Here is a 26,131-nt window from a genome sequence, read left to right as displayed (position 1 = left end):
TGAAGCTTATATTATCATAGCATGGGTGAGATGAGAATCAATCCACTGCATCGATTTTCAGCCCGCCTGTATGCACATCGACGAGAATCAGTTTTCCCTGAAACTCCGTACCATCTTCATGTTTGAACTTCAGCTTGTTCGTACTGCCTTTCTCGATCAGTCGGCTGATCATGGCGGTAGTCAGAGTTTTATTGAAGCTTTTCTTCCAGATTACAAAGCGGCATCCACGTTTATAGTGGGTGCAGCCGAAGCCTTTCTTGCCCTGGATGATCGTACCGCCACAGGAGGGACGGGGACATGGAGCAAGCGGACTTAGGTGATCACCAGACTTCGATGAAGAAGGAGAGGAGGGACCTCCCGATGTTTGTTTGCGACTTGTCTGATCTGTTGACTGATTAGTTGCAGCGGTCTGTCCAGATTTGCGGGCGGATGGACTGGATGTTGTCCGTGATCGGGTGCGTTTACCCTTGCCCTTTCCTCGTGAACCCGCTTCCTCCCCAAAGGCAGTGGCTTCGACTTTCGACTGCGCCCCGACCTTCTGAATGATATGGGTCGTGAATTCCTTTACCTTGTCCATGAACTGACTGTCTTGCGCTTTTCCTCTGGCGATTTCATTCAATCTGCGCTCCCAGTGTCCGGTCATTTCAGGAGAAGTGAGCAGGTGAATCCCTGCTCCGCGAATCACTTCGACGGTCATGCTCCCTTTCTGGGTAATGTCGATCCGTTTGCCCTTCATTTGCACATAACCGACCGCTTTCAGTCTTTCAATCGTCGCTGCACGGGTTGCAGGCGTTCCCAAACCCGCTTCCTTCATCACATCACGGAGTTCTTCATCCTCGATCTGTTTCCCGGCACTTTCCATCGCTTTCAGCAAGGTGCCCTCTGTATATGGCTTTGGCGGTTGTGTCTGCTTTTCCTTGACTTCTGTCTGTTCACTATGCACCGGTGCTGACTCGTTTAGCTGAAAGGGAGTCGCCGTTTCTTCTTCCTCTGTATCCTCTGAGGTGTCGTTGTCTGTTGAAGATGATTGCTTTTTACTTTGAGCTTTGCGACGGGTCTCGTTCTCGTAGACCACTTTCCAGCCAAGCTCCTGTTGCTCTTTGACCGTTGTTTTAAACATTTCCTTTTCTACTTCTGTCCAGACCGTATGCATCAGATATTGGGCAGGGGGGTAGAATTGAGAGAGAAAGCGCCGAACGACCAGATCATAGATTTTCTGTTCATCCGTACTTAATGCACCAGCTTTTTTGGCAGTAGGGAGGATCGCATGATGATCATCTACCTTGGCGGCATTGCATATACGCTTGTTGCCGACATGCACGATTCCAGCTTTGGCCTGCTCCACCAACGGCCTGTAATCGGTGGCTTTTAACGCAGACAGGGCTTTGTGCATCTCCGGGATATTCTGCTCCGTGACATAATTGGAACTCGTACGCGGATAGGAGATGACTTTGTGTTTTTCATAGAGCGATTGGGCCAGATCCAGTGTTTTCTTCGCGGAGAGTCCATATTTGGCATTGGCTTCTCTTTGCAATAAAGTCAGGTCATACAGCTTGAACGGATATTCCCGTTTGTCCTGTTTGTCATATTGCTGGATGCGAGCGGGCTTGTTGGCCGTCTTGGCGGCAATTTGTTCCGCCTGCTTACGATCAGAGAGCGGGTCTCCTTGCCATAACCCCCGATAAACGGTGTCTTGCTGGCGAAAGGTTGCCTGCACATGAAAGAATGTTTTGGAAGAAAACTGCTCAATTTCTTTCTGCCGATCATAGATCAGTGCAAGAACAGGAGTCTGTACACGTCCAACGGACAGCAGCACCTGATGCTTGGTCGTAAAGGCACGCGAGCCGTTCATGCCAATCAGCCAGTCTGCCTCACTTCGGGCACGGGCTGCCTTGGTTAAATTGTCAAAGTCTGATCCATCTCGGAGCTGGGCGAATCCTTGCTGGATGGTTTCGGGTGTCAGATCCGATATCCATAATCTCTTTACCGGGTGAGACAGCCGCAAGTAACGCTGAATGAGAGAGAAGATGTATTGGCCTTCTCTCCCGGCATCACACGCATTTACAATCTCACCGCATTCTTTGGCCAATTCCTTGATCACTTTCAATTGATCCTTTGTTTTGGGATTCGGGATTAATTGAAAGGAATCCGGAATGATCGGCAAATCCTGAAAGCGCCACTTTTTGTAACGATCCTCATACTTGTCCGGTTCGGCCAGGGTCACCAGATGTCCGATCGCCCATGTGATGATATAATGCTGTCCGATGATATGGGTGCGCATATTGCGTGCTCTCGGTTCAATCGCTGCCGCAATGTTACGTCCCATATCGGGTTTTTCTGCAATAATAAGGGTTTTGCCTGGCATGTTTTCGATTTCCTTCCCCGTTCGTATTCATTCCAGTTTCTTTGTTCTCCCTATACGTATGTGCTCCCATTATAGGACATCCTGCCGAACGCGACAATCCATATGCGAAAGCATCATCGAAAATAGCATTCCTTTATTTTACAATGACTCCGACTAAAGTCCAGGATCTTCTTGACCTGAAGCAGGACGACAATGTGGAAAGTCCTGTGATACACTGTAGGAAACGGATTGATTAGAGGAGGAAATTTCGTGAACAGACGTGTATTGGCTGGCGTTCTGTTAATGCTGGCAGGAATATTTTTGTTTTTCAATGATGGGACCGATTACGGAGTTGGTTCTATTTTCGCTTATTTTTGGCCTTCGATGTTCGTCCTGCCGCTCAGTATTTTGTTTCACTGGATCTATTTTTCCTATGGCGGGAAGGAACAGGCAGGCTTGCTCATTCCGGCAGGAACGCTGTTTATCGTCGCCATCGTTTCGCAAATGGCGATGCTGTTCGACGGATGGTCCTATCTCTGGCCCGGATTTATTCTCGCTCCGGCAGTCGGATTGCTGGAATTTTACTGGTTCGGGGGACGCAATAAGTGGCTTCTGATTCCAATCAATATCCTGGGCGGTATTTCTCTGCTGTTCTTTGTGGTCTTTTCTATTGGCCAACTGTTTGAACAGGCAAACAATCAACCCCTGATTGCCATTGGCCTTGTCATCATCGGCGTATTCATGCTGATCGGCAAAAGAAAATCAGATTCTGTACACGACGGGATACGTTAATATCGTGAACAGGCTCTATAGCGAAGCGAGCAGACCGTTGCACCCAGCGGTCTGCTCGCTTCTTTTCGTACCAAGAAAGTTTGCTGGCGATGACAGATATATGGGCAGGATGAATGGCATACATGTAAGAATGGAGAGGCGCTCGTATTAGCTGTCTTGGTAAAAGACTGAACGGGAAAGGTTGCTTTATAAAGCTGAGAGAAGACATGTTCGTCCCGCTACAATGGAGAGGGAATCAATCTCGCTGATGAGCAGCAAAAGGGGTGGAAACAAGAATGGAGAACAAGAAGGATGCCAATTCGGGCATGGCTGATTTGCATGCATTTGCAACGGGTCCATTGCCTGCAGTAGAGCGCAGAGATCGTGCCATTGACTATCGAACACAAACGGCGATGTCGCATCAACGTCCTCCACTGCCACATCATGTGTGCAATGGGGATGAGATGAATTATGCCAATAAGATCGGCAGCTTTTCCAAAACATTGCCACACAATGCGTTTGGAGAAGTGGATCTGGATGCGTATTACTCCTTCCTGCGTGCTCTGACTACCGGACAGAGGGAAGATTATGAGGCCATTCCGATGGGCGGCACACGCAAGCTTGCAAATCCGCAGGCAGCTTATTGTTATGATCTCGTAGGAGCAGATTGTCATCAGATGCTGATGCCGACACCGCCTGCTTTCAGCAGTGCATGGAATGCGGCGGAGATGGCAGAAGATTACTGGCGTGCCTTGACAAGGGATGTTTCCTTCGCAGAATACGATCAGCATCCTCTCATTCAGGCAGCAGTCTGTGATCTGAATCGGTTTTCCGATTACCGGGGACCGAGGGCAGGCAAGGATGTAACCAGTGACGTTCTCTTCCGAGGAGAGACACCTGGTGATCAGACAGGTCCATTTATTTCCCAGTTTTTGTGGAAGGATATCCCGTATGGTTCAGCCGTGATACCGCAGCGATATGCTGCTCCGGTTGCCGATCAGGCTTTTATGACGACACAGGAAGAATGGCTCCATATCCTGAATGGCGGAGCTCCAGCCAAGCAGACTACATTTGGTGGAGAGCCGAGATATATTCACAACGGTCGGGATTTGGCTGAGTTTGTCCATCATGACTTCACGTATCAGAGCTGTCTGTCTGCTTGTCTGATGTTGCTGCAATACGGTCAAAAAGCGCTCGATCCTGCCAATCCGTATTTGTCTTCGCATACCCAGGGCGGATTTGTCTCTTTTGGGGCCGCACATATTCTCGATTTCGTAGCCAGATCTGCCAGAGCGGCGCTGGAAGCAGCCTGGTTCCAAAAATTCCTGGTTCACCGCAGACTTCGCCCGGAAGCATTCGCAGGACGTGTCCATCAGCATGTGACAGGTCGAAGAACGTATCCGATTCATGATGATCTGCTGGCATCAGAAGCGCTGAAGGAAGTATACAACCGGTATGGCAGCTATTTCTTGCCTATGGCTTATCCGGAAGGAAGCCCGACGCATCCCGCGTATCCGGCTGGTCATGCTTGTATTGCAGGAGCAGGCGTGACGATGCTGAAAGTTTTCTTCCATGAAGACATGGAGATCGAAGCACCTGTCATGGCCAGTGCAGACGGTTCCAGTCTGGAGCCTTATACCGCTACTGAATTGACGATCGGAGGAGAGCTGAACAAGCTGGCCTCGAACATCGCACTCGGCAGGGATACCGCCGGGGTACACTGGCGCACGGATGGTGTGGAAGGCTTGAAGCTGGGGGAGTCTGTCGCGATTCATATTCTTCAGGATTATAAAGAAAGCTACCCGGAAGCATTCTCTGGTTTTACTTTTACGTCATTTGATGGCACGAAGTTGACCTTGTAATCTCACAATCGACTGATCACCCACCTTGCAACAGTCGGAGAAATCACCGCTTCAGTTTTGCCAGGCACACGCGTACACGGACGGCCGGTTCGTGTACGTGTGTTTTTACGTGAAGAGGTTTTTGGATCGGGTCAATGCCTGTGCAATTTTCTCAATACCTGCTTCTATTTGAAGGGGATCTACATTAGATACATGGAGCTTTAACAGGCGTTCTCGATAAAATCCGTTTAGATAATGCGGGTCAATCGGTTCCAGCAAAACTTGCTGCTGACGCAAATCTTCAATGAGGGAACGGGTATTGATTTCTCTGGGAAGGACAACATGACTGTTCATACTTAATTCTGACGGCTTGTCATACTGGGGTAGATACGTATCCAGCGCCTGTTGCAGACAGACAGCCCGGTTTTTGTATGCCTGACTCACTTGTGTGCGATAGCGCTCAAACATGCCGCTCTTCAGGTAGAGTTCAAGGGCAGCTTGCGAGATCATAGAGCTGTCGATATGTGTGGCAAGTGTAAAAGATTGATAGGTTTTACATAAGGATGACGGCAATACAGCAATCCCGATTCGAAGGCCAGGGAACATGATTTTGGAAAAGCTCTTTAGATAGATAACTCGTTCCTCTGTGTCCAGGGCAAACAGAGGGTCCTGCTTGCGATCAGATTCGAAGTCTGCGAGATAATCATCCTCCACAATATACACATCGTATTTATGGGCGAGTTGGAGAATCGCTTTTTTCTCATGATTGGAATAGGAGGTACCCAATGGATTATGAAAACGGGGCATGGTATAAAAAAACTTAATGTTTTCGCGCTTAAACAGTTGCTCCAGCTCATCCAGATCGATGCCAGAGACAGATCGACGGATACCTACTGCATGTAACGGGTACGTATGGATCATATCCATATATAAGTGGTATCCAGGTTGCTCGACCAGCAGCGTGGAGCGATGATTGGGAAATGGCATAATAGACAGAATCGACAACGCCTGCTGTACACCTGGCGTAATAAATAGATTGCGTTCATGCGCAAATACCTGATACGTCTGAAGCAATTTCTTCGCTTCCTGAATCAAGGATGGAAGACCACTTAGTGTCCCATATCGAAACAAATCCTCCTGGTACGTATCGATCGATTTCATGATGCAATGCATAAAATCCGAATATGGGAAGTCATGCCACACCGGCGACGAACCTGCAAAATCAATGACATCTGTCGGGGATGACGAGACGGGTTTAGGATGATGAACGACGTAATAGCCGCTTTTAGGTATCGCATAGATCAGATGTTTGTCCTCCAGCTTTCCAAGTGCAGCCAGCACTGTGCTCTTACTGGTCGTGAACTGTTTGGACAAGTCTCTGATTGAAGGCAGCTTCGCACCGGCCGGAAGCTGACCGGACTCAATGAGTTGACGAAGCTGGTCAGCCATCTTTTCATATTTATGCATGACGGTTGCTCTCCCTTGTCTATCTGTATCGGTACAGATGCATCATTTTCGTATCGTGTTTCCTTTTATTTTATCATACGCTTGATGCACGGGCCCGAATGATACGTGAAGGAGTTGTGCAAGTGGTTAAAATCAAGCACACGAAAGGGAAAGAGATACGAAGCATACAGCAACCGAAAGAGATACATGAGATACAAATAAAGCATCCGAGTCCAGATCCCGCGAAGAGCTGCGAATCCAGCAAACGTAAGAAAGCCTATATGGCGGCGGTCAGCTATGCGTTCATCATTGGATTTTCGTTTTTGTTTGTCAAAATGGCTTTAACGACTGCGAGTCCGACGGATATACTCGCGCATCGTTTTTCTGCGGCCTGGTGCGGCATTTTAATCGTAGCTGTCCTGACAAGGAGAAAGGTATGGCCAGATCTGAATACCTTCCTAACCATTCTGCCTTTGGCCATCTGTTTCCCGCTTCTGTTTTTTTCCTTCCAGGGATTTGGACTGATGTACACCTCTTCAACAGAAGCTGGACTCATCCATGCCTTGGTGCCCGTTTGGACGATCCTGCTTGCCAGATTGATTTTGAAGGAACAGACCACGCTATCACAGTTGTTCTTTATCAGTTTGTCAGCTGTCGGTGTCGGATATATGTTTTGGATGAAAGGGTCAGATGTCCCCTTCAATCATTACATGGGGAGTGGTTTAATTCTGTTATCTGCCATTTCAGCTGCCCTATATGCCGTATTGGCGCGCAGAGTCACTCAGAGAGTCTCACAGTGGTCGCTGGTAGCCAGTATGACATGGATCGGATTTGTGGGCTTTAACACGACAGCCATCGGCATGCACGTGGGAAACGGCAGTTTGATGTCCTTTTTTGAGCCCTTCAAACATATTGAATTTGTGACGGCCATTCTTTATCTCGGGCTGCTGTCTCCGGTAACCGCTTATTTGTCCAATTACTCCCTGTCCATCCTTGAAGCATCGAAGATGAGTGTATTTAATCATCTCGCGACTCTCGTGACCATTACAGCCGGGGTGGTCATTTTGAATGAGCGTTTTTATCTGTATCATGTAATCGGAGCCGCTGCTATCATGATCGGGGTAATCGGAACCAACCGCAGGAAGAAGCAAAAGCCGAGCCATCCATCTTTTCTTCCGGTACGCTTATCTCTAGCACATGCACAAGCACAAGCACAAACAGAAGGTCGGCAGAGAAAAAATGACGATAATAATGAAGACAGAAGATAAACGCGAAGACGAACGACAAAAGAAAAGAAGGATAAGAAGGAAAAGATGTGCGAAGGAGGCTGCGCCTTGTTTTTGCGATCAACGGATCAAGCAGATTCTTTTTTGTCCCATGTAAATGACACGCTGCACGCTCGTCATCGTGCCATGATGGATAGTTTGTGGAAGGTGCTGACGGCAGGGAATATGGAAGACGTACATCGACTCGAAGCGTTGGAACATGAGTATGAACATACGTTGCAATCACCGTTTTGGCAACAATCGATGGAAGAGCATTCCCATAAGCATGCGTTGACGGCATCTGCAAGGCGTCAGCTTCATGTCCTGCAACTGGACATGGATGCAGTGACTGGTGACACTGAGCTGCGGAGACGAACGGCGGCGTTATGGAATGATTTGAATTTTCGAATCTCTACCTATCGGACGGAACTGGATGGGGGTCATTTGACGAAGTCAGAAGTGAAGCTGCTGCTTCAGACCGTGCAGAATCAGGAGAAGCGAGAGAAGCTGTGGCGGGCGTTTATGAAGTTGGGGCAGGAAGTAGAAGCCGGATTGCTCGAACTGAGAGCGCTCAGAAACAGCTGGGCCCGACAAAAAGGGTATGCCAACTTCATAGAATGGAAATACGTGAATGAAGAAATGGACCCGTCTTTCATTCAAAATCTGATGAAATCGCTGCGAACAGCCCTTGATTCGTCACATAACCAAATCAAATCGCAATGGGATGACTTGCGAGCTGCCAAATTCGGGATTCTTCCATCGGATTTACGATCCTGGCATTACGAAGATCCGTTTCTTCAATCAGCCAGCTTCAGTCCTTTCACGGAGCGAATGGAGCTGTCAGACGAGATTGTACGGCTTCGGAAGTGGTTTGAAGCCCGTCAGATCCCCATTGATACACTGTTGGACAACGCCCAACTTCATCCGCGTTCGGGCAAAAGTGAGGCCAGCTTCTGTCTGTCTATTGATCGCGATCAAGATGTTCGTATCGCATGCAATCTGACAGCGGATATCCATGGACTGACAGTGCTGCTGCATGAGCTTGGACATGGCCTCTATGCGACAAGTTGTGATCCTCAGTTGCCCTTTCTGCTTCGTCGCCCCGCACATACCTTCTTGAGTGAGGGAACGGCGATGCTGTTTGAACGAATCTGCCGCGTAGACAACAGGGAATGGAAAAATGAACGGTTGATCAAATTATATGGCACGCTTGCAGCCATTACGTTCGAGGAAAAATGGTATGCGAATGAGGACATCCCTTCGAACGAGCTGTGGTGGGATACGATTGAGGACATTCAGGGAGTGAAGCGCCCGGATGACTGGAACCATCCGTACTGGGCTGCATTCCCTTACTATACGACGCTCCCAGGGACGTACTACTCCTATCTGCTCGGAGAAATTGCAGCCTCTCAATTCCAACAGTCACTGGCGGCGCATTATACCGACTGGACGAGCGTGGAAGCCCTTCACGAATTGAAGGATGCCATCTGGAAGCCGGGAGCCTCCATGGCATGGTCACAGTTACTGGCTAATTCCATGTTTCGATCACTGGACCCCCAACCGATGATCGATCAATTTCAGATATAGGCATACATGTAGCGCTTATCGCATTTACTGATAAAGACGTGATCGGATAGAGATATGAATGTAAGGAGAACAGTCGACGTTTGCTCATAAACGACAGGCTGTTTTTTATTTGTTGATTCCATTTCTTATACGTCAAAAAGTGGTTTCAAAGGCCAACTAAATGGTTAATAAAGGGAAAATGGCCCTCTTTTTCAAATCTTTGCGATGAAAAGGAAGGAAATGAAGCCAGGTTGTAGAATGTAGGATATGGAAGTATTCACAATCTCTGAAGGAGGATGCGGAGTGGAACAAGTAACAGTTACAGGTGTTCAGGGTGTTCCCGGAAAAAAAGAAGGGTTTCGTGGAGTGGGACATAAGGTTGTGGCTCCTTTTTCCGAGCTCGGAACGAAAATTCGTGAAGCGAAGGACGATGTGCTCAAGCAAGTGAAAGCCAATTCCAAAATGGAGAGCCAGCCACTGTTGTACTGCATATCCCCACCAGAAAAAATATCCAGTATGGAAGATGATCATACCGTGTATGTTTTGGTAAAAGAGGAGAGCTTCGGTGAACAGAAGCCGCCTGAATCTTTTATCCAGCTGGATGTTCCGACACAGTCTTGTTTGCATTTTCACTATGAAGGATCGATGAATGACATCATGTCCTTTTACCAGGAGTTATTTTCCCGAATTTCTGGCGATGGAGATATTCCGTTTGATCAGGAAGGCTATCGGATTGAAGAATATGGGGAGAATCACAAGTGGGATGATAAAGAGACCGAAGACAATGAACTTGAGATCTTTTTTCCGGTTCAAGCATCATAACCAGATGCAGCGCTTCTGCCAACCAGGCAGGAGCGTTTTTTTTATGCCTTTGACCCGCTAAGACCGAACATTCCACAATCCTGGCAGAGTGGTGCACGTATCGCGATGCTACAATTCGGAGTGAATGGTGCGAACTGCAGTGACCACGGTTGAGGATGATGAAAAGAGAGGGAGGGATCATCTTTGGAAGCTCTGTTTCAACATATGGACACGGTATTTATACGGGTGAAACATTTTGAACGTGCTGTTCAATGGTATGAGAGCAAGCTGAAGCTGTCCGTGATCTGGCGAACTGATCTGATTGCTGCCTTTCGTGCAGGTGACAAGACCACGATTACGCTCGTCCAGAAAGACGTGGTGCCCGATCCATTTCCAATATGGAACTTGTATACTCCTAACATTGTGCATGCGCATCAGGTGATGACAGAGAACGGGATCAAAACGAGCCCCATTCGGGATTACGGAACGGTGCAAATGTTTGACTTCACGGATGTAGAAGGCCATCTGTTCAATGTTTGTCATTATTAGGGAAAGAAAGGAGGACGCGGGATGAGCGCGGCACAACTGACGGCGGAAGAAAAGCAGTTCTTTCAAGAGAACGGTTATTTGATCAAAAAAGGCGTATATACACAATACGAGCTCGACAGGCTCAGTAAGGAATATGTAAAGATCTGGATTGAGTTACTTGCGGAAGGGAAAATTCTGCAAAATCCGGAAAAACCTTTGACCAGTCTGTACCCCAACCGGCTAAGAGATTTCCATCGTGGCAACCGGACGATCACCGCATTTATGTTGAAAACGGAAGCGATCTCCTTGCTTGAAAGTCTGATTGGCGAAGAACCGCTGGCCATTCAAAGCGGGTATTATTACAAACCACCAGGCTCACGCGGACTTGGTTTTCATCAGGATAATTATCATATCGGGGTATCGCCGGGTACGTCTTATGCCATGTGGGTGAGCATGGAAGCGACAAATGCAGAAAACGGGAGTCTCGTATTTGTCCCTGGTACCCATCAGCTGCCACTCGTCTCCTCCGAAGTGGTGCCGGGCAGTAGTGATGCTTATGGCTCTGAGGTGCTGCGTGTGCCGGAGGGATATGAGAAAATTCAGATTGAAACCGAAGCGGGAGACGTCGTTTTTTTTAATGGCAATATGTATCATGGATCTACGAAAAACCGGAGCGAGCATCGCTATCGTCGTTCCTTCGTTACCCATTTCGCTCCAGCCCGTACAGAGAAAATCACCCTGAACTACGGTCAACTAGTCGGGAAGGATGGCAGAAGAGTGCGCAGAAAACTGAATACCGAGGCCAAAATTATGGAGATGGAACAGTCCGTGTTCCATTATCAGGATGCTTCTTTTTATGATCAAATTATAAAAGGAGTTACGGATCGATGATCATGTTCTACCCGTTAAGCAAGGAGAGAGACAAAAAGAAAGCCCGGCAAATCCTTGACTCCGTCTACTATTTGTCCGAAGACATTGAGGATGTTCGATTGACCGAACATGGGATCGAGGTCGCCTACCAAGGAGAACAAGTTGAGGAGATGAATCATCAGCTGACCGCGTTTATGAAGAAGAGCTTGCAGAATCGATTCGCTACCAAATCGGTGATCCGGGACAATCGCGATAAACGGCCGGAGTCCTCTCATTTTTCGATGGCGACGCACACGCCTAGCGGTGGCTTGCACTTGACCCATGACCTGGTGCTGTTGGAGCATGCGCTGGACGGGATATTTCGAGAACTCGCATTGAAGCATGGGGCGAAGCTGCGCAGATACCCGTCTTTTTTCTCCCGGGATCAAATGGCGCGCAGCGGATATCTGGAGCATTTTCCCCAGCATGTATACGGCCTCTCGGAAATTCCGCATGACGAGCAGAAGCTGGCTGATTACCGCGCGCTGTGGCTGCAAACGAAGGAAGTTCAATCTGCCTTTGAGAGCAGTGATCTGTATTTGCAGCCCTGTCTCTGTTTTCATGTTTACGATGAACTGGCCACTGTACAGCAGGAGGAAGGGCTTCAGCTATTCAGCGCAGAAGGACCATGCTATCGGCACGAGCATCGGGGTCGTTTATCTCCTTCCAGATTGCGGGAATTCAGGATGAGGGAGATTGTCTATGTCGGGGAAGGGAAGCCGGTCGCCGACATGCGGGATCAACTGATCGAGGATGCCTGGAGCTGGTTTCAGGAACTAGGACTGCGCGGGTACGTGGAAACGGCTACAGATCCTTTTTATTTTCATGAAGATCATGCCCTGATGTTTTTTCAGTCATCCGGTGCGTTGAAATATGAATTGCGATTCCAATTGGATGACAATACGGATTTTTCCATTGCTTCATTCAATCTGTGCGGACATGTTTTGTGCAACAGCTTCGGGGTGCAATCCTGCTACGGGGAAGTACATTCGGGCTGCACGGGCTTTGGCATTGATCGCTGGTTGCAGGCTATTGTAGCTGTACATGGAAACCAGCGCAAACAGTGGCCGGAAGCACTTCGATTGCGATGTGAAGCCTGAATCTGGTTCCGATCCGAGTCGCATGAGAAGACGAAAGACTGGTTACCAAAAACAGAGGAAGCGACTGGGATTAATGAGATGATAGGGATGTTGAGTGACAATCAGATTGGCTTTCCGGGGACGTCATTCAACCCAACTACCGTCGAGGAGGAGATTGTTCCATGTCTAAATTCGAGTATATCGATAATGTGTTCGTGAAAACGAAAAACCCGAAAAAAATGTTAGAATTCTATTCCAAAACGTTCGACCTGCCATTGGTTTATTCCAACAGTTGTGTACAGCGTTTGCAAGTTGGTTCCAGTGCCGATCGCGCTATGCTGGCGATCGTAGATGAAAACCATCTGGTGGGCGGCCAGCATTCCCTGCTCAGCTTCAATGTCATGAACATCGAAGAGTCTTACGAGTACTTCATGAAGCAAGGCATCGAGTGTGATACACACATCCGCAAGTTTGGACCGAGCATGGAGTACATCTATTTCGAATTCAGAGATCCAGACGGCAACATCAACACGGTCGTTCAATGTCCGGAAATCACACAGGGGCTTCGCTAATCGAAGCCACATGATCACCCCCTTCAACAGGGCGTGAATGAAATCTAGACTGCCCATGTCTTCTCGCATGCAATGAGAGGACAGGGCAGTCTTTTTAAGTTTACGCCTCTCTGTATCTCTCTGTACTTGTCTGTATCTCTCTGTACCTGTCTGTACCACAAGCAGAAATAAAAAAACCTCCTGACCCGGTGAAAAAGGAGACAGGAGGAGGAGGCAGCGAAGCATTATGGGCTTGATGTAGAGCGATCCTGTTGACGGAGAAAGGGCTTCTCGAATTGCAGCTTGTGTGCTTTGTTCAATTTACGTTTGACGATCTCTCCGTGCCGGTTAAAAAGGCTGTTGTAATGAACGAACACTTTCTTGACCTCAATGCTTGTAAAATGGGTAACAAAGGCTCTGCGAAACTGATACGATGTCTGATTGGCATTGGAGCCGTGCAGGATTTGGCCATTGAACAGCACCGCATCCCCTGGTGAAGTAGGCACGTCATCGATCACATATCCCTTCGGCACTCTGACAGCCTGTCCATAGGTGGAGATGTGCGCGGGCAGCCGAGGGGGCTGAAGCTCCATCTGCTGGGTACCAGGCACAAATCGAAGCGCACCATTTTCCTTCGTGGCTTCATCCAGGCTGATCCAGACCGCCCAGGTCGTTCCGGGCGTAACGCCAATATCATAATTATCCTGGTGAAAGGGAAGCACTTCTGCGCCCGGCGCCTTGTAGAAGCAGCCTGTCCCGACAGCCAGAGGTTCTTCGCCCAGAATATCTTCAATGAGGGAAAAATTGCGCGGATCGAGCATTAGTTTTTTCAATCGTTCATTGACCAGATGCCGATCCCGGACCGGATAGAACAGGCTGGTCAGTGGGCGCGCTTTTTCCTGCGTGAAAGTCTGATCCCGGATCAGATCCATCCACTCTTTCTCAAACTCATGACGGATGTCGCGGACTTCATCTTCGCTGTACAACCCTTTAATGACGACATACCCTTTTTCATCTAAATGAGCTCTTTCCTCCGCATGTAATCGTCTCATGAATTTACCATCATTCCTTTCCAGGGACGCTCTCAAGATTAGTCCAAGCATACGACAACGAAAGAGGAGAGGCTCGACTTTATTTGTCAAAAGAGGTTCTCTTTCCAGATTTCTTGTATGAATTGACAACAAAAACCTAATATCTGACAACATATTCCTAACAGGTCAATTTGAAAGGAAGGTAAGATAAAATTACATGAAATCTTTTCATGAATGATGATGAGAAAGGGTGATTGGTTTGAATGTACTCGTAATCGTTCAAAACAAAGGAGGCTCAGGTGATGTGAATATCGCAAACAAGATTTCAAAAAAATCCAAACTAGCCGTGACTGACTGTTTTCAAAGCATCCTCCAGCTAATCAATCAATCTTCCTATCATTTCATTGCCTTTCTGACTGAAAAAGAGTCTTTCACCCAAGATTGGAACGTATACAAATTGAACACTAACTGTCCGACACTGGTCCTGACCAAGGTAAACGATATTCATATCCAGCTGCTGAACTATTGGATCGACACGTATTCAACCACGACTGACCCTGCACAAACGAATGGCCTCATATCCGATTCACTACCCTTCATCGAAGACCACCTGTGTGACAATGATCTCTCCCTTGAGCTTGTAGCCAACCACATGTTTGTCAGCAAATATCATTACTCCAGACTGTTTCAGAAACAAATCGGAATTGGCTTCAAAGAATTTGTCATGCAAAAACGAATTATGAGAGCCAAAAGACTGCTTGACCAGGGGGATTCGGTTACCGATACATGCTACTGCGTTGGCTATAACGACCTGACCCATTTTTCTCGTGTATTCAAAAGACTGGTCGGAGTGACTCCTTCTGCTTATCGCAGAATGTCTGCACCCGTCCCTGTAGCCAGATAATTCATCACAACCCTGAAGGAGATGAGTGTTTTGAAGAGCTGGAATGGCAAACAAATCGATCCGAGATATTTTATATTGCTGTTTCTCTTTACGTTTGTATTAACGGGTCAATTATTTTTGGACTTTTTTCAAAAATGGGATGCATTTTTTGCTGCGATTGGAACGGCTATGGCTGTAGAGTTTGTCCTCTCGGGTCTTATACATAAATCATGGAAATTTCCGCTAAGTGCACTCATCTCCGGGATGGGCATCAGCCTCATACTGAGTTCCTTTCTGATCTGGCCGTATGTGCTCGCTTCCGTGCTGGCGATTTCAGCCAAATATATGTTCAGACTGGGCGGCAGACATGTATTTAATCCCAATAATGTGGCGGTCGTATGTGTGCTCTTCTTCTTGCCGCAGTATGTGGTGAGCACACCCAAGCAATGGACCAACGACATTCAGGTTATGATCCTGATGCTGGTACTGGGTGCTATCGCCGCCTGGTCCGCAAATCGACTGGATACGGTCGCTGCTTTTGTGGCAAGCTTTTCGGTATTTGCGTGGATGCGCCATATCTGGGCAGATGAGCCGATTTACTATTCCATGGGTCCCATGATGGGCGCTTCCTTCCAATTGTTTGTTTTCTTCATGCTCACCGATCCGAAAACCACACCATCCAGTCCCTATGCCCGTGTTTGGATTGCGGTCTGTATTGCTGGAGTGGACGCCTTGCTCAGGGTTTATGGTGTGACCAATTCCTTGTTTTACGCGGCGTTTATCATTACGGTCCTGATCGGTATTCCTTACCGCTGGTATATGACGAGAGAACGAACCCTTCCTTCTGCCTAAACCGGATGCCATGGTTTCCTTTTATGGATGAGCTGCTGGCAGATATAAATAAAGCGAGGCCTCGAACGGGTACGAGGCCTCGCTTTATATGATCTGGTCGATTTAATGAAAGTGATGATGCAGTCTGTACAGGGATGAACCTCTCTGATCCTGCCTAAAACGCGTACCAGCCGAGCTTGAATCCCCAAGCTCCCAAATCCCACCATCGGGCAAGCCCCCAATAGAACAGGAAGTACGCACCGCCCCCGGTGAGAGCCAGCGCACTGATCAGCTCCGCCTGATAAGGCTTGTTTTGCAGCCAGCGTGTAAGAGGCTTACGAGCGATCCAGATCAGAACCAGCATCAGGAGAATCATGACCGCAATCTGTGCCAATCCTTGAAGGCTCATGACGGCTGCCCCATACAGAGGCTGTCTGGCTTCTGCCGCGTAAGTCAGAAAATCCCGAAAAACGGGAAAGGGTCGCCCGATCGTAAACAACCCAACCAGCATTCCCATCACACCGGCCTTCGTATCCGGTCGGCTGAAAAAAGTCACCAGGCCACGAGGCAACCGCTTGACAAGGCTGTGAAGAAAACCAAGTGCAATCATGGCCCAAATGAGCATGAATAGTCCGATGGAAGAAAATACCCATTGGGCCTGAGCCAGACGGACCGATCGTTCATTCATCGCCACGATTTGTTCCGTACGCAGCAGACTGATATATCCCCCATACACGGCACAGACGAGGATGACGCCGGCTGAAAATACGAGCAAGGCGCGTATGGCCGTCTTCTTGATCGAAGTACGGCTGGAGCAGGCCAGCCCGGGCATCATGGCGAAAACAACACAGTTGCAGGCGGTAAAAGTAGCAGCCAGACCTGCAATGACTGCAAACAAAAAGCCGAATCCATAGCCGTGATCACCGAATGATCCGGCAAGCTGCCCGGTGTCTCCAATGGTGCTGCCCGCCACCCAGTCCTTGCCGATCCCGTCCACCACATGGTAATTCCAGAATCCTGCGATACAGATGCCGATCGCAGCCGCGATCAGGGCCCATCGAATGCGAATATGCAATTTTAATTGTGGATGCACACGATCCTCTCCTCTCCATTCCACCCGTTCTCGAACATCATAATGAATGAGGGGGGAGATCACTCAGCTTTTGTTGCAACCAGCCGGATAGAAAAATAAAAAGCCGAGAGGCACAAATAGGCCAGTGATACAATGAGCCACAACAGACAGAATGGGTCAAGTCCACATTGGGGTTGCGCAGGACATCTGAGATTAGGAGAGGATGCTATGAGTGATCAAAGCCTGTATACAGCCTGTCAGATTGCCATCTGGGGAGATCAGCTTGAGAGAGGATTGGAGGCAGCCAGCTATGGCAACATAGAGGCCGTCGAGCTGGGAAGCAGACAGATCCTTCCATTTGAACAGACGCATGAAAGGGGCAAGGAGCTATTTGCGAAATGGAACCTGACACCTCTTGCCGTCTATGAATTCGGACATTTTGACAGCTGGAGCAAACGCAGAGAAATTTACCTCCATCATGATCGCATTGCTGCCTTGCTTCACCTGCTTGGCATCCCCAACGTCGTGCTGGGGCCAGGAATTCGCTTTTCGAAGAAACGGGATGTACAGGAACGGGAGCATCAACTTCGTATGGTGACAGAAATCGCCAAGCGATACCAGCATAATGGGATTTCGGTACATGTTCACCCGCACTTTGGTCATTGCATCTTCACCCTCCAGGATATTCAGGACCTGATCGAGGGGGCCGGGGAGATCATCAGACTGCTTCCGGATCTTCTCCATCTGGCAGAAGCCCGAATCGACATTCCAGACTTTCTATCGACTTATGCGTCTTACATTGACATGATTCATGTGAAGGATTACACACACAGGCAAGGTGACCGATTGCACCATCATCATCGTTTGACAGAAAGCTGTTCGATGGGCACCGGGGATGCGCCTTTGCAGGACGTACGAGCCTTTGCAAGGCAACTCGCACAATCCAGTGCCAAATGGTTAACGTTGGAATATGAACGCAATCAGCCACCCGAGCCCGAGGAACTCCGACAGGATGCAGCGCTGTTGCACTCTTGGAAGGCATGCTGCCATGAATGAAAGATCCATGCCAAGCCGCTGCTTCAATCAGGTCATCGTAGATGACAATGGACGGACCATCACGAAACGAAGCCAGGATGAAGAGAAACTGAGAAATGAGATTATGTGGTATTTACGATTGCCCAGGGCTTTGCATTCGTATCTGCCCGACATCATCAGCTACAGCCTGTCAAAAGGGAATGTGTATGTCAGGCTGGAGCGGGTTATGCTGCCCTCTGTGCATGATCTGTATATGGAAGCCCAGCATTCACTGACGATGATCGATCATATATTCAATCGTCTGACAGAGGTGCTGGACGCATTTGCTTGCTACCGTTATCCAGCGCCATTTCCGACACGCTTTATACAGGAGATGTATGTGGACAAGACCGTGCAACGCCTTCAGACGTGGTTAACGCAAAGCCGCTGGGCAGCTGCAAATTATGAGCGGGGAGAATGGCGCCTGAACGGGGATGCTGTTCCTTGTCCGTTGCGGCTGCTCGAAAAAGAAGGTTCGTATCTGATGGACAAGCTGAAACGACCTTTCGCACGGATCATACACGGAGATTTTTGCTTTTCGAATTTACTCATGGGGCGAGAGCCGCAGGAAATGAAGCTCATTGATCCGCGCGGCAGCTTTGGAGCTGCGGGGATATACGGAGATGTCCGCTATGATCTGGCTAAAGTTCGTCATAGTGTCGGCGGGTATGAGCATATCATGACAGATCGATTTCATGTCCAGCAAACGTGCGCGAGTCTGCATGCCCAATTGCACCAGCAACCCAGACATCAGAGCTGGATCGTGGCCTGGGATGAGCGATGCGGGTTTCTGGCACCTGAGGTGAGGGGCCTGGAGGCGTTGCTGTTTTTGTCCATGATTCCCCTGCATCGCGATACACCGGAAAGACAGCTGATGATGTATGGGTTGGGTACCAGGAAATTGCTGCTGGCGCTGGACGAGCTGTAGAAACCCGATACGACAGGTGGATACGGGATGTAAGGTGGTCAAGCTGGGAATAAGTGGGGAGGTAAACAAGCGATGAGAATAGTCATCGATCTGGACGGTACGATTTGCAAGTTGAGAAGACCGGATCAGGATTATGCCGATGTGGAGCCCATTGCCGGAGCGATTCATACCATTTGTCAGTTGAAAGAGGAAGGGCATGAGATCATCATTTATACGGCTCGAAACATGCGAACGCAGCAGGGCAATGTCGGTCGTGTGTTAGCTCATGTCGGGGACATCACCTTGTCCTGGCTTGATAGGCACGGCATCCCCTATGACGAGATCGTATTCGGCAAGCCGTATGGTCATGTATATATTGATGATCTCGCTCATCCCTTCCGTGACTGGTCATCTGTCAGAGACGCACTGGCTAAGCGTGAAGCCGATGATCGTGAAAGGGGGGAGACCACATGAAGCCGATGAATATCGTCATTGCAGCGGCAGGAGCTGGGCATCGATTTCGCAGGGAAGGCTTTCAAGCCCCCAAACTGATCATTGAAACTGCGGGCAAACCGATGCTGCACTGGGCGATGGAGAGTTTGCAGCCTGCACTGCCGCAAGCGAAAGTCTTCGTCATTTGTCTGGAAGCAGATCTTCAGGATGGAAGAGTTGAACAGGTCATCCACTCCGGCTGTCCCCACGCAGAGATTATCGCGATCCCCGAACTGACAGACGGACAGGCGGATACCGTGCTGGCGGCCAGAGATCGACTGGATATGCAAGCCCCTCTATGCATATACAACTGCGATACATATATGCAGCTGCATCCCGAGGCATGGTCCCGGATGAGAGAGGTCAATCCGGCTGTATCCGGCATCGTTCCGGTATTTCAATCCAATAGCCCCGGCTACAGCTATGCAGAAGTGAACGAATGCGGACGGATTGACCGTTTACGGGAAAAGGAAGTGATTTCGCCGTATGCGACCACAGGACTTTATCATTTTCAGCAGGCTGAATGGTTTGTAGCGGCTGCGGAGCAGGCCAGGGCGACCCCGACAGGGGATTCAGATACGGGCAGTGAGCGATATGTTGCCCCCCTGTACAACTGGCTGATTGAAGAAGGCCATCAGTTTGAGATCGTACTCGCCAAGGCATGCTATCCAATCGGAACTCCTTCTGAACGGACAGCCTTTGTGCAATGGATTCACAATCATTCAAAATCAGACGGAAGGTGAGGGATGCAAGATGCACGTCTTTATCGGATTAAGCGGAGGTATGGGCCCTGTACTGCGCACGGTCCCGATTGCCCGACAGCTCGTTCAAAACAAGATGAAGGTGACCTTTAGTGTATACGGACCTTCCAGCCAGATGTGGATTGAACGATTGGGATTCCGGCACGAAGCGGATACCGATCCCACCATGCCGGGAGCTGCATTTCTTCTTCCCAAACAGCCGCATTTTTATCATCTGGATCATTACTATGCCCAGCAGGGCCTGCTGGATCGTCATTTCTTATCCTCATGGATTGAGCACCGCATACACATGCTTGAGAAGCTGGAAGCTGACGTCGTCATTGCTGATCTCAGTCCACATACCCTCATTGCGGCCAAGGTACTCGGTATTCCTTCCATTTCCCTGACGCAGTCGTGTCTGCATGCAAGTGGCAAACCCCTCAACTACTGGACTCAAACCCCTCGCAATATTCCCAAGGTGGTTCCTGTACTCAATGATCTTCTGCGCAGCTACCAGTTGCCGCCGATCGAGCGAATGGAAGAGTGCAATCGGGGAGATCTGGATATGGTGCCAAGTATCCCTGAACTGGACCCTTTTCATGATCGCAGTGTTCAATTTGTAGGACCGATCAGTATGGACTTGCATACAGACAGCCCTTCGCTGCGCCCGTTTCAGGAACCGTGGCCTGTCATCCTGGTCTATCCGGGCAGAATGACGGATGCGGCTGGGGCATCTGGCAACCGTTTGGTTCAGGCTGTCGTGCAGGCATTCGGCAACCGCCCTGTCCATGTGATCCTGGCGACCGATGAGAAGCTGCCGCCCGCTCTTCATCATTCGACTGCTTTTCCGCAAAATATCCAGATCGTCGCTTCATATAATGAAGAAATGCTGGGCAAGGCAGATTTGTTTATCCATCATGGCGGCCATGGCAGCTGCTTGTCTGCCTTGATGAGCGGGGTGCCATCGCTGATCATACCGACCCAGACGGAAAGAGAATTCAATGCCAGACAGGCTGCATCGCTTGGCATTGCCGAGTATATGCTGCCAGATACGTTTACATCCGCACATCTGTATGAATTGAGTCGATACATGCTGGATGATCATTATCAGGATCGTACGCTGGAACTGCGAAAGGCCGTATTGCGCAGAGGTTACCGGGGAGCGAAAGAGGTCAGCGACAAAGTAAAGCTCATCTATAAACGCAATGTACATCGCTCGTAAGATCGCAATTTTAGCCGACTTTGAATCCCAATATGCCAAGCCTTCGCACAGGTCAACGCGATATGATGAAAAGGCAAGCAACATACCAAGAGCATCAGTTCGACGGTCGCCTCGGAGAAGAAGAAAGTGAGCCATGCGTGAAGGGAATGGAAGGAAAGGAGGGTTGAAATGAAAGAACTGGCAGACTGTATCCGCATCGTCCAGGAAGTGATTGCGAGAGAAGTATCCCAGCAACCGGATGATATATCAGCAGATAGTGCGCTCTATGAGACACTGGGAATCGATTCATCCGGTATTGTCACATTGCTGCTGGAGCTGGAGCAACGGTGTGGCATTGAATTTGACATGGAAGAGCTGGAACCGGAGCACTTGGCTACCGTACAGAGTCTGGCCGTCTGCATTTTTGAGCTGAAGTCCAGCTAGTCGTGCATGACGAAAGGAAAAGAAACCATAACGAAAATAAAGGAGCGGTTAATTGAAATGAGTCTGTTTAAGCGATTGGATTCGGTCTTTCTGCCTGTTACAGATGTAGAAGCTTCAAGTGCGTGGTACGAAACCCATCTGGGGATGTCCCTGGAGATGAAGGATACGAAATGGAAATATTATTCCTTGCAATTAAAGGGAGCGGAGAATGATCCCATCCCCTGGATTACCCTGTATGAAGTCAAGCAAGTGACACCGATGGAGCATATGCCCTTTAACTTATATACGCCTGACGGGATGGCGCGCTACACGGATATGAAGGAAAAAGGATTGCAAGTAACGGAGATGATAGATACCGGTTCCATGCTTGTGTTCGAGGTCATCGATCCTGATGGCAACCGGATTGGCATTGTCAGCTGGCCGGAAGCAGAATAAGCGTACGGAAGGAGAATGAGCTTGAAGCTGTTAATTTTGGGCGGATCCATGTTCGTGGGGTATCATATGACGAAGGCCGCATTGGATGCGGGTCATGAAGTGACGTTATTCAATCGGGGGAAGACAGACCCGGATGCCTTTCCGGAAGCCGAGAAGCTGATCGGCGATCGCATGGAAAATCTGACTGCATTACAAGGCAGACAATGGGATGCTGTCATTGATACGTCCGGCTATTTGCCGCGCGTCGTCAAGGCTTCCGTAGCACTGCTGGCGGATCAGGTTAAACAATATATTTTTATCTCCACCATTTCCGTTTATCAGGATTTTCTGAATCCGGGTGTGGATGAGACGTATCCAGTGAGCGAGATGGATGACCCTACCAATGAAGATGTGCGCAGCTATTACGATGAGCTCAAGGTACTGTGTGAGCGAACGGTTGAGGATTACTTTCCAGAGCGTGGTCTGTATATCCGTGCAGGCCTGATTGCGGGTCCGAGAGATCCGCTGGATCGGTTTACGTACTGGCCGACACGTATGAAACGGGGTGGGGACGTACTGGTTGGCGGAAATCCGGATGATGCGATTCAGTTTATTGATGTACGTGATCTGGCCGAATGGACGATTCGAATGATCGAGAACGAAGAGACCGGTGTATATAATGCGACTGGACCGGACGAACCCCTGACGATGCAGCAACTGCTGGAGACTTGCCGGCAGGTAACGGATGTGGAAGCCAAGTTCATTTATGCAGACAGCGATTTCCTGATGGAGAAGAAAGTGATTCCGTGGGACGAGCTACCACTCTGGAATCCGAAGCAGGGAGAGACGGCACATATGACCTACTATTTGGCCGTCAGCAATGAAAAAGCCAGAGCGAAGGGACTTCGATTCCGACCATTGCAGGAAACCATCCGGGATATTCTCTCCTGGGATGCAACAAGGCCCGTTGATCAAATGCGTTATGCAGGACTGGCGGAGAAGAAAGAACAGAAGCTGTTGAAAGAGTGGCTGGAAAGAACAACGCAGTCGCAATAGCAGGAACGTTCATCTCCGTCTAAAAATGGATACACACCATGAAAGCTGTTCCGGCGGGTTAAGGCCCGGGGAACAGCTTTTTGTTGATGATGCCGTAACTTGTTCGAATACTTGCCTGCGTGAACTATAGCTCAGGCAGAGCCACATACTTCGGGTTGAAGGTTTCACGTACATACATAACGGGAGATTGCTCCAGATAGATGAGGTAATGTTTGAACGACGCCAGTACGGCACAGGAATGTCCTTCTACCTGGCGCACACCAGAACCGAGCCCTTTTCGAAATCCGGAAAAACGACCTTCACTCCACAACTTGCCAATCGGCTTCTCTTCCTCGTGCAATCGATCCACGAAGGCGGGACAGCGCATGTGGCAGATCCAGACGACGTTTTGTGAAATCCACTCTTCGCTAGCGGTTACCAGCATGGATCGTCTCAGCATGACCGTGCGCTCGTCTTTCAGCTCCAGGACCTTTTGGATCAAGGGGGGAGCTTTGTCAGGCGGACAGCACTGTTCCATCTGGACACGAACGGAGAGTGGTGTGTCCAGCAAACTTTCGAGAAGCTGGGTCGTGGAACCATCGCTGTTCAGCAGCATGCGGGTAACGGCTGCGGACATGTTCAGATTTGCTTCCATCCACGTTTTCCTCCTTCAGAATGATACCTTGTCAGTGGCCTCCAGCAACAACAGGCTGCAATGTTGCATAGGGCCCGCCATCATGAGCAGGACCTGGTCACCTGGCTGAAACGGGATGTGCTGCTGAGCTTCAGACAGGGAAATCAGGCCATCTGCACTCAGCAGATTGGTTCTGGGCTGCTGCAATCGTGTGTAGACCGGTATGGGACTGAGCAACTGCTGGATTTCCTCGATGAAGTTCGCACTCACGGCTTGAACGATCGCGATGCGAATTCGATTCACTTCTGGTTTTGCGGCATGCATCCAAGCTTGCAGTGTTTTCTTCGTTCGGGTGATCAGGTATTGCTCCTGTCTGATCTCCTCATTAAGGCTCCAGCGGTAAGGATTAGGGGAAGGGAGCGGCCAGAAGTCAAGCTTCCAGGAACGGATGAACCAGTCACCTGATGACCTGCTCCACTTGCAGGCAACGGAACTGCCTCCAAACGGATATCGCTGATGCCATTGTCTGGGCAGGGGTGCCTGCATCCGATCACATAATACGACGATTGCACTGTCTTCCTGAACCCATTCTTTCACTTCTGCGGCTGCATAAGCCGTTGCAGGCAGTAAGTCATGCTCCAGCATTTGTATCGCGTCTGTCAGGACCGAGGCACCGCTGTGACTGATGGCGAAAGGCGTCAGTTGTCTGAGGTGAAACGCCTGCTTGAGAAACAGGCAAGGGGTGAGGAAATAGCTTGACTCTGCTGTAACAAAGCCATATAGCAGCGACCGGGCATGAGAGGCCAGCGCGGGCTCCTGCTCAAGTAATTGTTTTACTGCGAGATAGGCGAATTCTGCCGCACTCCCCTCGATATCTGCAAACGGAGTCAACGAAGAACTGGTTTCTGCTGCTACTCCCTCATCCTCCGGGTCCTCTTGCATGGCAAAGGGATAACCTGACGAGACAGGAGAGATCCCAAATTCCTTGTGTAGTTCGACCATTGGCTGATCGATGTGCCGCACCTTTTGTTTCTTGCCCTGCCTTGACGTCAGATTATCTTTCTCCTTCACATAGGGAGAAAGCAGTGAGATATATCCCATCTCTACCATCTCCCTTCTCTACCATCTCCCTTTGCTAATGGTGACTGTGCTGGAAAATGGAGCAGCCAAATGTGCTGCCCATCCCGACAGAGAGCGTAGCATAGTAATCTCCATCCTGAAGCACCCCCTTTCGCAGCGCGTGCTGATAGTTCAGGATCGGATCGGCATTATGGGCATGGCCAATGCGGGACAGCAGAGGAAAATAAAAGCGTTCCAGCGGCAACTGGCTGCCTTCACTGACCCGACGCCAGGTTCCTTCATTTACATTGGCCGGGAAAATCCATTTTAACTGACTCAGGTCAAGCTGGGCCTGTGCAGCTGTTCGACGCAGCAGCTTGATCAGCCCGAAGGAAAAGGTTTGCTGAAACCAGGCAAAACGTTCCGGGCTCGATCTGACACTGTTATACACAGACGCTTCAGCATGCACACAGGAAGCCAGGAGCCGATTGACAGGCTGTTGCCGGCTGAGCAGGACAGCAGCCGCTCCGTCAGCAGAAACGGTGCTGTCTTGCAAATATCGGCTGTTCGGCATGTACATTTTATCTGCGGCGAGAAGCAGAATGGAACGGGCCTCTGTTCGTTCAAATCGCTGTCTAGCTGCGGAAAAAAGCAGATCCATAGATGCACAGTTTAGTTGTGTCAATGCTTGTACTGGAACATGGGATAACGGCCATCGCTGCTGGATGCGGGCAAGGGGATCATATAAAAAGGGAGCAAGCGGATTGAACGTATGGGTGTACAGTATACAGTCAATGCTGTCTGCCATCTTCCAATGTCTGGTGAGCAGTTCGTTGGCAGCCTGCTCCATCATCTCTACCACGTTGTGTTTCGTTTCCACTGCAATGGTGTCCAGTTCATGCTCGTCCATTAAGCGGTGCAGTTCTGACGGACTAATCTGAAGCTCTGCCTGCATATCGGATAAACGGATTCGCTCTGCTGGCACATAGCATGCGGTATCGACTATACCGTAAGCGTGCTGGCTTTTGTCTTCAACAGGGATATCCTGCGTTCTGCTCATCCATGCTCACTCCTTATCCACCCGGATTGCTCTCAATGTATCGTGTGGATGACCGCTTGTCCATGAATGGTACGTGACCTTTTTGTACATCAGGCATGACCGTTTGACAGGCAGACCCAATCAAAGCCGAGTTGCCGAATGCGGGATCATTTT

At 49.4% G+C, this 26,131-nt stretch carries 26 protein-coding genes; 19 read left to right on the top strand and 7 right to left on the bottom strand.

What is annotated here, in order from left to right; translation table 11 throughout:
• Positions 1-37: 37 nt before the first annotated feature.
• Positions 38-2,365, bottom strand: coding sequence for a type IA DNA topoisomerase (locus ACFSUC_RS17475; protein ID WP_379930936.1), 2,328 nt, complete (start codon positions 2,363-2,365; stop codon positions 38-40).
• A gap of 249 nt (positions 2,366-2,614) precedes the next feature.
• Here ACFSUC_RS17475 and ACFSUC_RS17470 point away from each other — a divergent pair, with 249 nt between their 5' ends.
• Together ACFSUC_RS17470 and ACFSUC_RS17465 are read left to right on the top strand one after the other, a co-directional pair.
• Entirely contained in the window at positions 2,615-3,136 is a 522-nt protein-coding gene (locus ACFSUC_RS17470) for a hypothetical protein (protein WP_379930935.1), read from the top strand.
• 275 nt (positions 3,137-3,411) lie between these two features.
• Positions 3,412-4,977 (top strand): vanadium-dependent haloperoxidase, encoded by a 1,566-nt coding sequence (locus ACFSUC_RS17465; protein ID WP_379930934.1) that lies wholly within the window; start codon positions 3,412-3,414, stop codon positions 4,975-4,977.
• Between the two features lie 105 nt (positions 4,978-5,082).
• Here ACFSUC_RS17465 and ACFSUC_RS17460 read toward each other — a convergent pair whose 3' ends face one another.
• Positions 5,083-6,423 carry an aminotransferase-like domain-containing protein gene (locus ACFSUC_RS17460; protein WP_379930933.1) on the bottom strand — a complete coding sequence of 447 codons (1,341 nt, stop codon included), beginning with the start codon at positions 6,421-6,423 and terminating at the stop codon, positions 5,083-5,085.
• Between the two features lie 122 nt (positions 6,424-6,545).
• On the opposite strand from ACFSUC_RS17460, the gene ACFSUC_RS17455 reads away from it, so the two are divergent.
• The 7 genes from ACFSUC_RS17455 to ACFSUC_RS17425 all read left to right on the top strand — a co-directional run bounded on the left by ACFSUC_RS17455 (position 6,546) and on the right by ACFSUC_RS17425 (position 13,122).
• Positions 6,546-7,670 (top strand): DMT family transporter, encoded by a 1,125-nt coding sequence (locus ACFSUC_RS17455; RefSeq protein WP_379930932.1) that lies wholly within the window; start codon positions 6,546-6,548, stop codon positions 7,668-7,670.
• Between the two features lie 66 nt (positions 7,671-7,736).
• Positions 7,737-9,254: a hypothetical protein gene (locus ACFSUC_RS17450; RefSeq protein WP_379930931.1), complete on the top strand. Its 1,518-nt coding sequence runs from the start codon at positions 7,737-7,739 to the stop codon at positions 9,252-9,254.
• A gap of 282 nt (positions 9,255-9,536) precedes the next feature.
• Positions 9,537-10,055: a GyrI-like domain-containing protein gene (locus tag ACFSUC_RS17445; RefSeq protein ID WP_379930930.1), complete on the top strand. Its 519-nt coding sequence runs from the start codon at positions 9,537-9,539 to the stop codon at positions 10,053-10,055.
• Positions 10,056-10,238: 183 nt separating this feature from the next.
• Positions 10,239-10,583, top strand: a complete 345-nt coding sequence (locus tag ACFSUC_RS17440; protein ID WP_379930929.1) for a VOC family protein — start codon at positions 10,239-10,241, stop codon at positions 10,581-10,583.
• Positions 10,584-10,604: 21 nt separating this feature from the next.
• On the top strand, positions 10,605-11,453 hold the full coding sequence (locus tag ACFSUC_RS17435; RefSeq protein ID WP_379930928.1) for a phytanoyl-CoA dioxygenase family protein: 849 nt from the start codon (positions 10,605-10,607) through the stop codon (positions 11,451-11,453).
• The gene (locus ACFSUC_RS17430; protein ID WP_379930927.1) at positions 11,450-12,571 is read left to right on the top strand and encodes an aminoacyl--tRNA ligase-related protein; all 1,122 of its coding nucleotides are present in this window, start codon (positions 11,450-11,452) and stop codon (positions 12,569-12,571) included. The genes ACFSUC_RS17435 and ACFSUC_RS17430 overlap by 4 nt, the downstream gene beginning before the upstream one ends.
• 161 nt (positions 12,572-12,732) lie before the next feature.
• Complete coding sequence (locus ACFSUC_RS17425; RefSeq protein ID WP_379930926.1) at positions 12,733-13,122, top strand: VOC family protein; 390 nt, start codon at positions 12,733-12,735, stop codon at positions 13,120-13,122.
• Between the two features lie 224 nt (positions 13,123-13,346).
• On the opposite strand, the gene ACFSUC_RS17420 is transcribed toward ACFSUC_RS17425, so the two are convergent.
• Positions 13,347-14,153, bottom strand: coding sequence for a phytanoyl-CoA dioxygenase family protein (locus ACFSUC_RS17420; RefSeq protein ID WP_379930925.1), 807 nt, complete (start codon positions 14,151-14,153; stop codon positions 13,347-13,349).
• 283 nt (positions 14,154-14,436) lie between these two features.
• On the opposite strand from ACFSUC_RS17420, the gene ACFSUC_RS17415 reads away from it, so the two are divergent.
• Positions 14,437-15,036: a helix-turn-helix transcriptional regulator gene (locus ACFSUC_RS17415; protein ID WP_379930924.1), complete on the top strand. Its 600-nt coding sequence runs from the start codon at positions 14,437-14,439 to the stop codon at positions 15,034-15,036.
• Positions 15,037-15,066: 30 nt separating this feature from the next.
• A complete protein-coding gene (locus tag ACFSUC_RS17410; protein WP_379930923.1) occupies positions 15,067-15,867 on the top strand; it encodes a hypothetical protein in 801 nt (266 codons plus the stop codon).
• 154 nt (positions 15,868-16,021) lie between these two features.
• On the opposite strand, the gene ACFSUC_RS17405 is transcribed toward ACFSUC_RS17410, so the two are convergent.
• Entirely contained in the window at positions 16,022-16,939 is a 918-nt protein-coding gene (locus ACFSUC_RS17405; protein WP_379930922.1) for a hypothetical protein, read from the bottom strand.
• Positions 16,940-17,146: 207 nt separating this feature from the next.
• On the opposite strand from ACFSUC_RS17405, the gene ACFSUC_RS17400 reads away from it, so the two are divergent.
• The 8 genes from ACFSUC_RS17400 to ACFSUC_RS17365 all read left to right on the top strand — a co-directional run bounded on the left by ACFSUC_RS17400 (position 17,147) and on the right by ACFSUC_RS17365 (position 23,246).
• Positions 17,147-17,974, top strand: coding sequence for a sugar phosphate isomerase/epimerase family protein (locus tag ACFSUC_RS17400; protein WP_379930921.1), 828 nt, complete (start codon positions 17,147-17,149; stop codon positions 17,972-17,974).
• A complete protein-coding gene (locus ACFSUC_RS17395; RefSeq protein WP_379930920.1) occupies positions 17,967-18,920 on the top strand; it encodes a hypothetical protein in 954 nt (317 codons plus the stop codon). Before ACFSUC_RS17400 ends, ACFSUC_RS17395 begins: the two co-directional genes overlap by 8 nt.
• 72 nt (positions 18,921-18,992) lie before the next feature.
• Positions 18,993-19,373 (top strand): 5' nucleotidase, NT5C type, encoded by a 381-nt coding sequence (locus ACFSUC_RS17390; RefSeq protein WP_379930919.1) that lies wholly within the window; start codon positions 18,993-18,995, stop codon positions 19,371-19,373.
• Complete coding sequence (locus tag ACFSUC_RS17385; RefSeq protein WP_379930918.1) at positions 19,370-20,134, top strand: NTP transferase domain-containing protein; 765 nt, start codon at positions 19,370-19,372, stop codon at positions 20,132-20,134. The genes ACFSUC_RS17390 and ACFSUC_RS17385 overlap by 4 nt, the downstream gene beginning before the upstream one ends.
• A gap of 10 nt (positions 20,135-20,144) precedes the next feature.
• The gene (locus ACFSUC_RS17380; RefSeq protein WP_379930917.1) at positions 20,145-21,353 is read left to right on the top strand and encodes a glycosyltransferase; all 1,209 of its coding nucleotides are present in this window, start codon (positions 20,145-20,147) and stop codon (positions 21,351-21,353) included.
• Positions 21,354-21,521: 168 nt separating this feature from the next.
• Entirely contained in the window at positions 21,522-21,776 is a 255-nt protein-coding gene (locus tag ACFSUC_RS17375; RefSeq protein ID WP_379930916.1) for an acyl carrier protein, read from the top strand.
• Between the two features lie 57 nt (positions 21,777-21,833).
• Positions 21,834-22,211 (top strand): VOC family protein, encoded by a 378-nt coding sequence (locus tag ACFSUC_RS17370; protein WP_379930915.1) that lies wholly within the window; start codon positions 21,834-21,836, stop codon positions 22,209-22,211.
• A 21-nt stretch (positions 22,212-22,232) separates the two neighbouring features.
• Positions 22,233-23,246, top strand: coding sequence for an SDR family oxidoreductase (locus tag ACFSUC_RS17365; RefSeq protein ID WP_379930914.1), 1,014 nt, complete (start codon positions 22,233-22,235; stop codon positions 23,244-23,246).
• 124 nt (positions 23,247-23,370) lie between these two features.
• Here the strand turns inward: ACFSUC_RS17365 and ACFSUC_RS17360 are convergent, their stop codons facing one another.
• Genes ACFSUC_RS17360 through ACFSUC_RS17350 form a run of 3 tightly spaced genes read right to left on the bottom strand, consistent with a single transcriptional unit; the run spans position 23,371 to position 25,978 of the window.
• Positions 23,371-23,880: a chorismate pyruvate-lyase family protein gene (locus ACFSUC_RS17360; protein WP_379930913.1), complete on the bottom strand. Its 510-nt coding sequence runs from the start codon at positions 23,878-23,880 to the stop codon at positions 23,371-23,373.
• 15 nt (positions 23,881-23,895) lie between these two features.
• Positions 23,896-24,960: a hypothetical protein gene (locus ACFSUC_RS17355; RefSeq protein ID WP_379930912.1), complete on the bottom strand. Its 1,065-nt coding sequence runs from the start codon at positions 24,958-24,960 to the stop codon at positions 23,896-23,898.
• A 34-nt stretch (positions 24,961-24,994) separates the two neighbouring features.
• On the bottom strand, positions 24,995-25,978 hold the full coding sequence (locus ACFSUC_RS17350; protein WP_379930911.1) for a 3-oxoacyl-[acyl-carrier-protein] synthase III C-terminal domain-containing protein: 984 nt from the start codon (positions 25,976-25,978) through the stop codon (positions 24,995-24,997).
• Positions 25,979-26,131: the final 153 nt, after the last annotated feature.

The sequence above is a fragment of the Marinicrinis sediminis genome, assembly GCF_042685085.1.
GTDB classification, from domain to species: Bacteria; Bacillota; Bacilli; order Paenibacillales; family KCTC-33676; genus Marinicrinis; species Marinicrinis sediminis.
Note: the sequence above shows the minus strand (reverse complement) of the source record. Positions and strands in the feature narration are given on the sequence as shown.

What these genes read in the sequence shown, in the direction of transcription:
- ACFSUC_RS17475 (WP_379930936.1), bottom strand. Translation starts at nt 2,365, where the DNA reads ATGCCAGGCAAAACCCTTATTATTGCAGAAAAACCCGATATGGGACGT.
- ACFSUC_RS17465 (WP_379930934.1), top strand. Translation starts at nt 3,412, where the DNA reads ATGGAGAACAAGAAGGATGCCAATTCGGGCATGGCTGATTTGCATGCA.
- ACFSUC_RS17460 (WP_379930933.1), bottom strand. Translation starts at nt 6,423, where the DNA reads ATGCATAAATATGAAAAGATGGCTGACCAGCTTCGTCAACTCATTGAG.
- ACFSUC_RS17435 (WP_379930928.1), top strand. Translation starts at nt 10,605, where the DNA reads ATGAGCGCGGCACAACTGACGGCGGAAGAAAAGCAGTTCTTTCAAGAG.
- ACFSUC_RS17430 (WP_379930927.1), top strand. Translation starts at nt 11,450, where the DNA reads ATGATCATGTTCTACCCGTTAAGCAAGGAGAGAGACAAAAAGAAAGCC.
- ACFSUC_RS17425 (WP_379930926.1), top strand. Translation starts at nt 12,733, where the DNA reads ATGTCTAAATTCGAGTATATCGATAATGTGTTCGTGAAAACGAAAAAC.
- ACFSUC_RS17420 (WP_379930925.1), bottom strand. Translation starts at nt 14,153, where the DNA reads ATGAGACGATTACATGCGGAGGAAAGAGCTCATTTAGATGAAAAAGGG.
- ACFSUC_RS17400 (WP_379930921.1), top strand. Translation starts at nt 17,147, where the DNA reads ATGAGTGATCAAAGCCTGTATACAGCCTGTCAGATTGCCATCTGGGGA.
- ACFSUC_RS17395 (WP_379930920.1), top strand. Translation starts at nt 17,967, where the DNA reads ATGAATGAAAGATCCATGCCAAGCCGCTGCTTCAATCAGGTCATCGTA.
- ACFSUC_RS17390 (WP_379930919.1), top strand. Translation starts at nt 18,993, where the DNA reads ATGAGAATAGTCATCGATCTGGACGGTACGATTTGCAAGTTGAGAAGA.
- ACFSUC_RS17385 (WP_379930918.1), top strand. Translation starts at nt 19,370, where the DNA reads ATGAAGCCGATGAATATCGTCATTGCAGCGGCAGGAGCTGGGCATCGA.
- ACFSUC_RS17380 (WP_379930917.1), top strand. Translation starts at nt 20,145, where the DNA reads ATGCACGTCTTTATCGGATTAAGCGGAGGTATGGGCCCTGTACTGCGC.
- ACFSUC_RS17375 (WP_379930916.1), top strand. Translation starts at nt 21,522, where the DNA reads ATGAAAGAACTGGCAGACTGTATCCGCATCGTCCAGGAAGTGATTGCG.
- ACFSUC_RS17370 (WP_379930915.1), top strand. Translation starts at nt 21,834, where the DNA reads ATGAGTCTGTTTAAGCGATTGGATTCGGTCTTTCTGCCTGTTACAGAT.
- ACFSUC_RS17360 (WP_379930913.1), bottom strand. Translation starts at nt 23,880, where the DNA reads ATGGAAGCAAATCTGAACATGTCCGCAGCCGTTACCCGCATGCTGCTG.
- ACFSUC_RS17355 (WP_379930912.1), bottom strand. Translation starts at nt 24,960, where the DNA reads ATGGGATATATCTCACTGCTTTCTCCCTATGTGAAGGAGAAAGATAAT.
- ACFSUC_RS17350 (WP_379930911.1), bottom strand. Translation starts at nt 25,978, where the DNA reads ATGAGCAGAACGCAGGATATCCCTGTTGAAGACAAAAGCCAGCACGCT.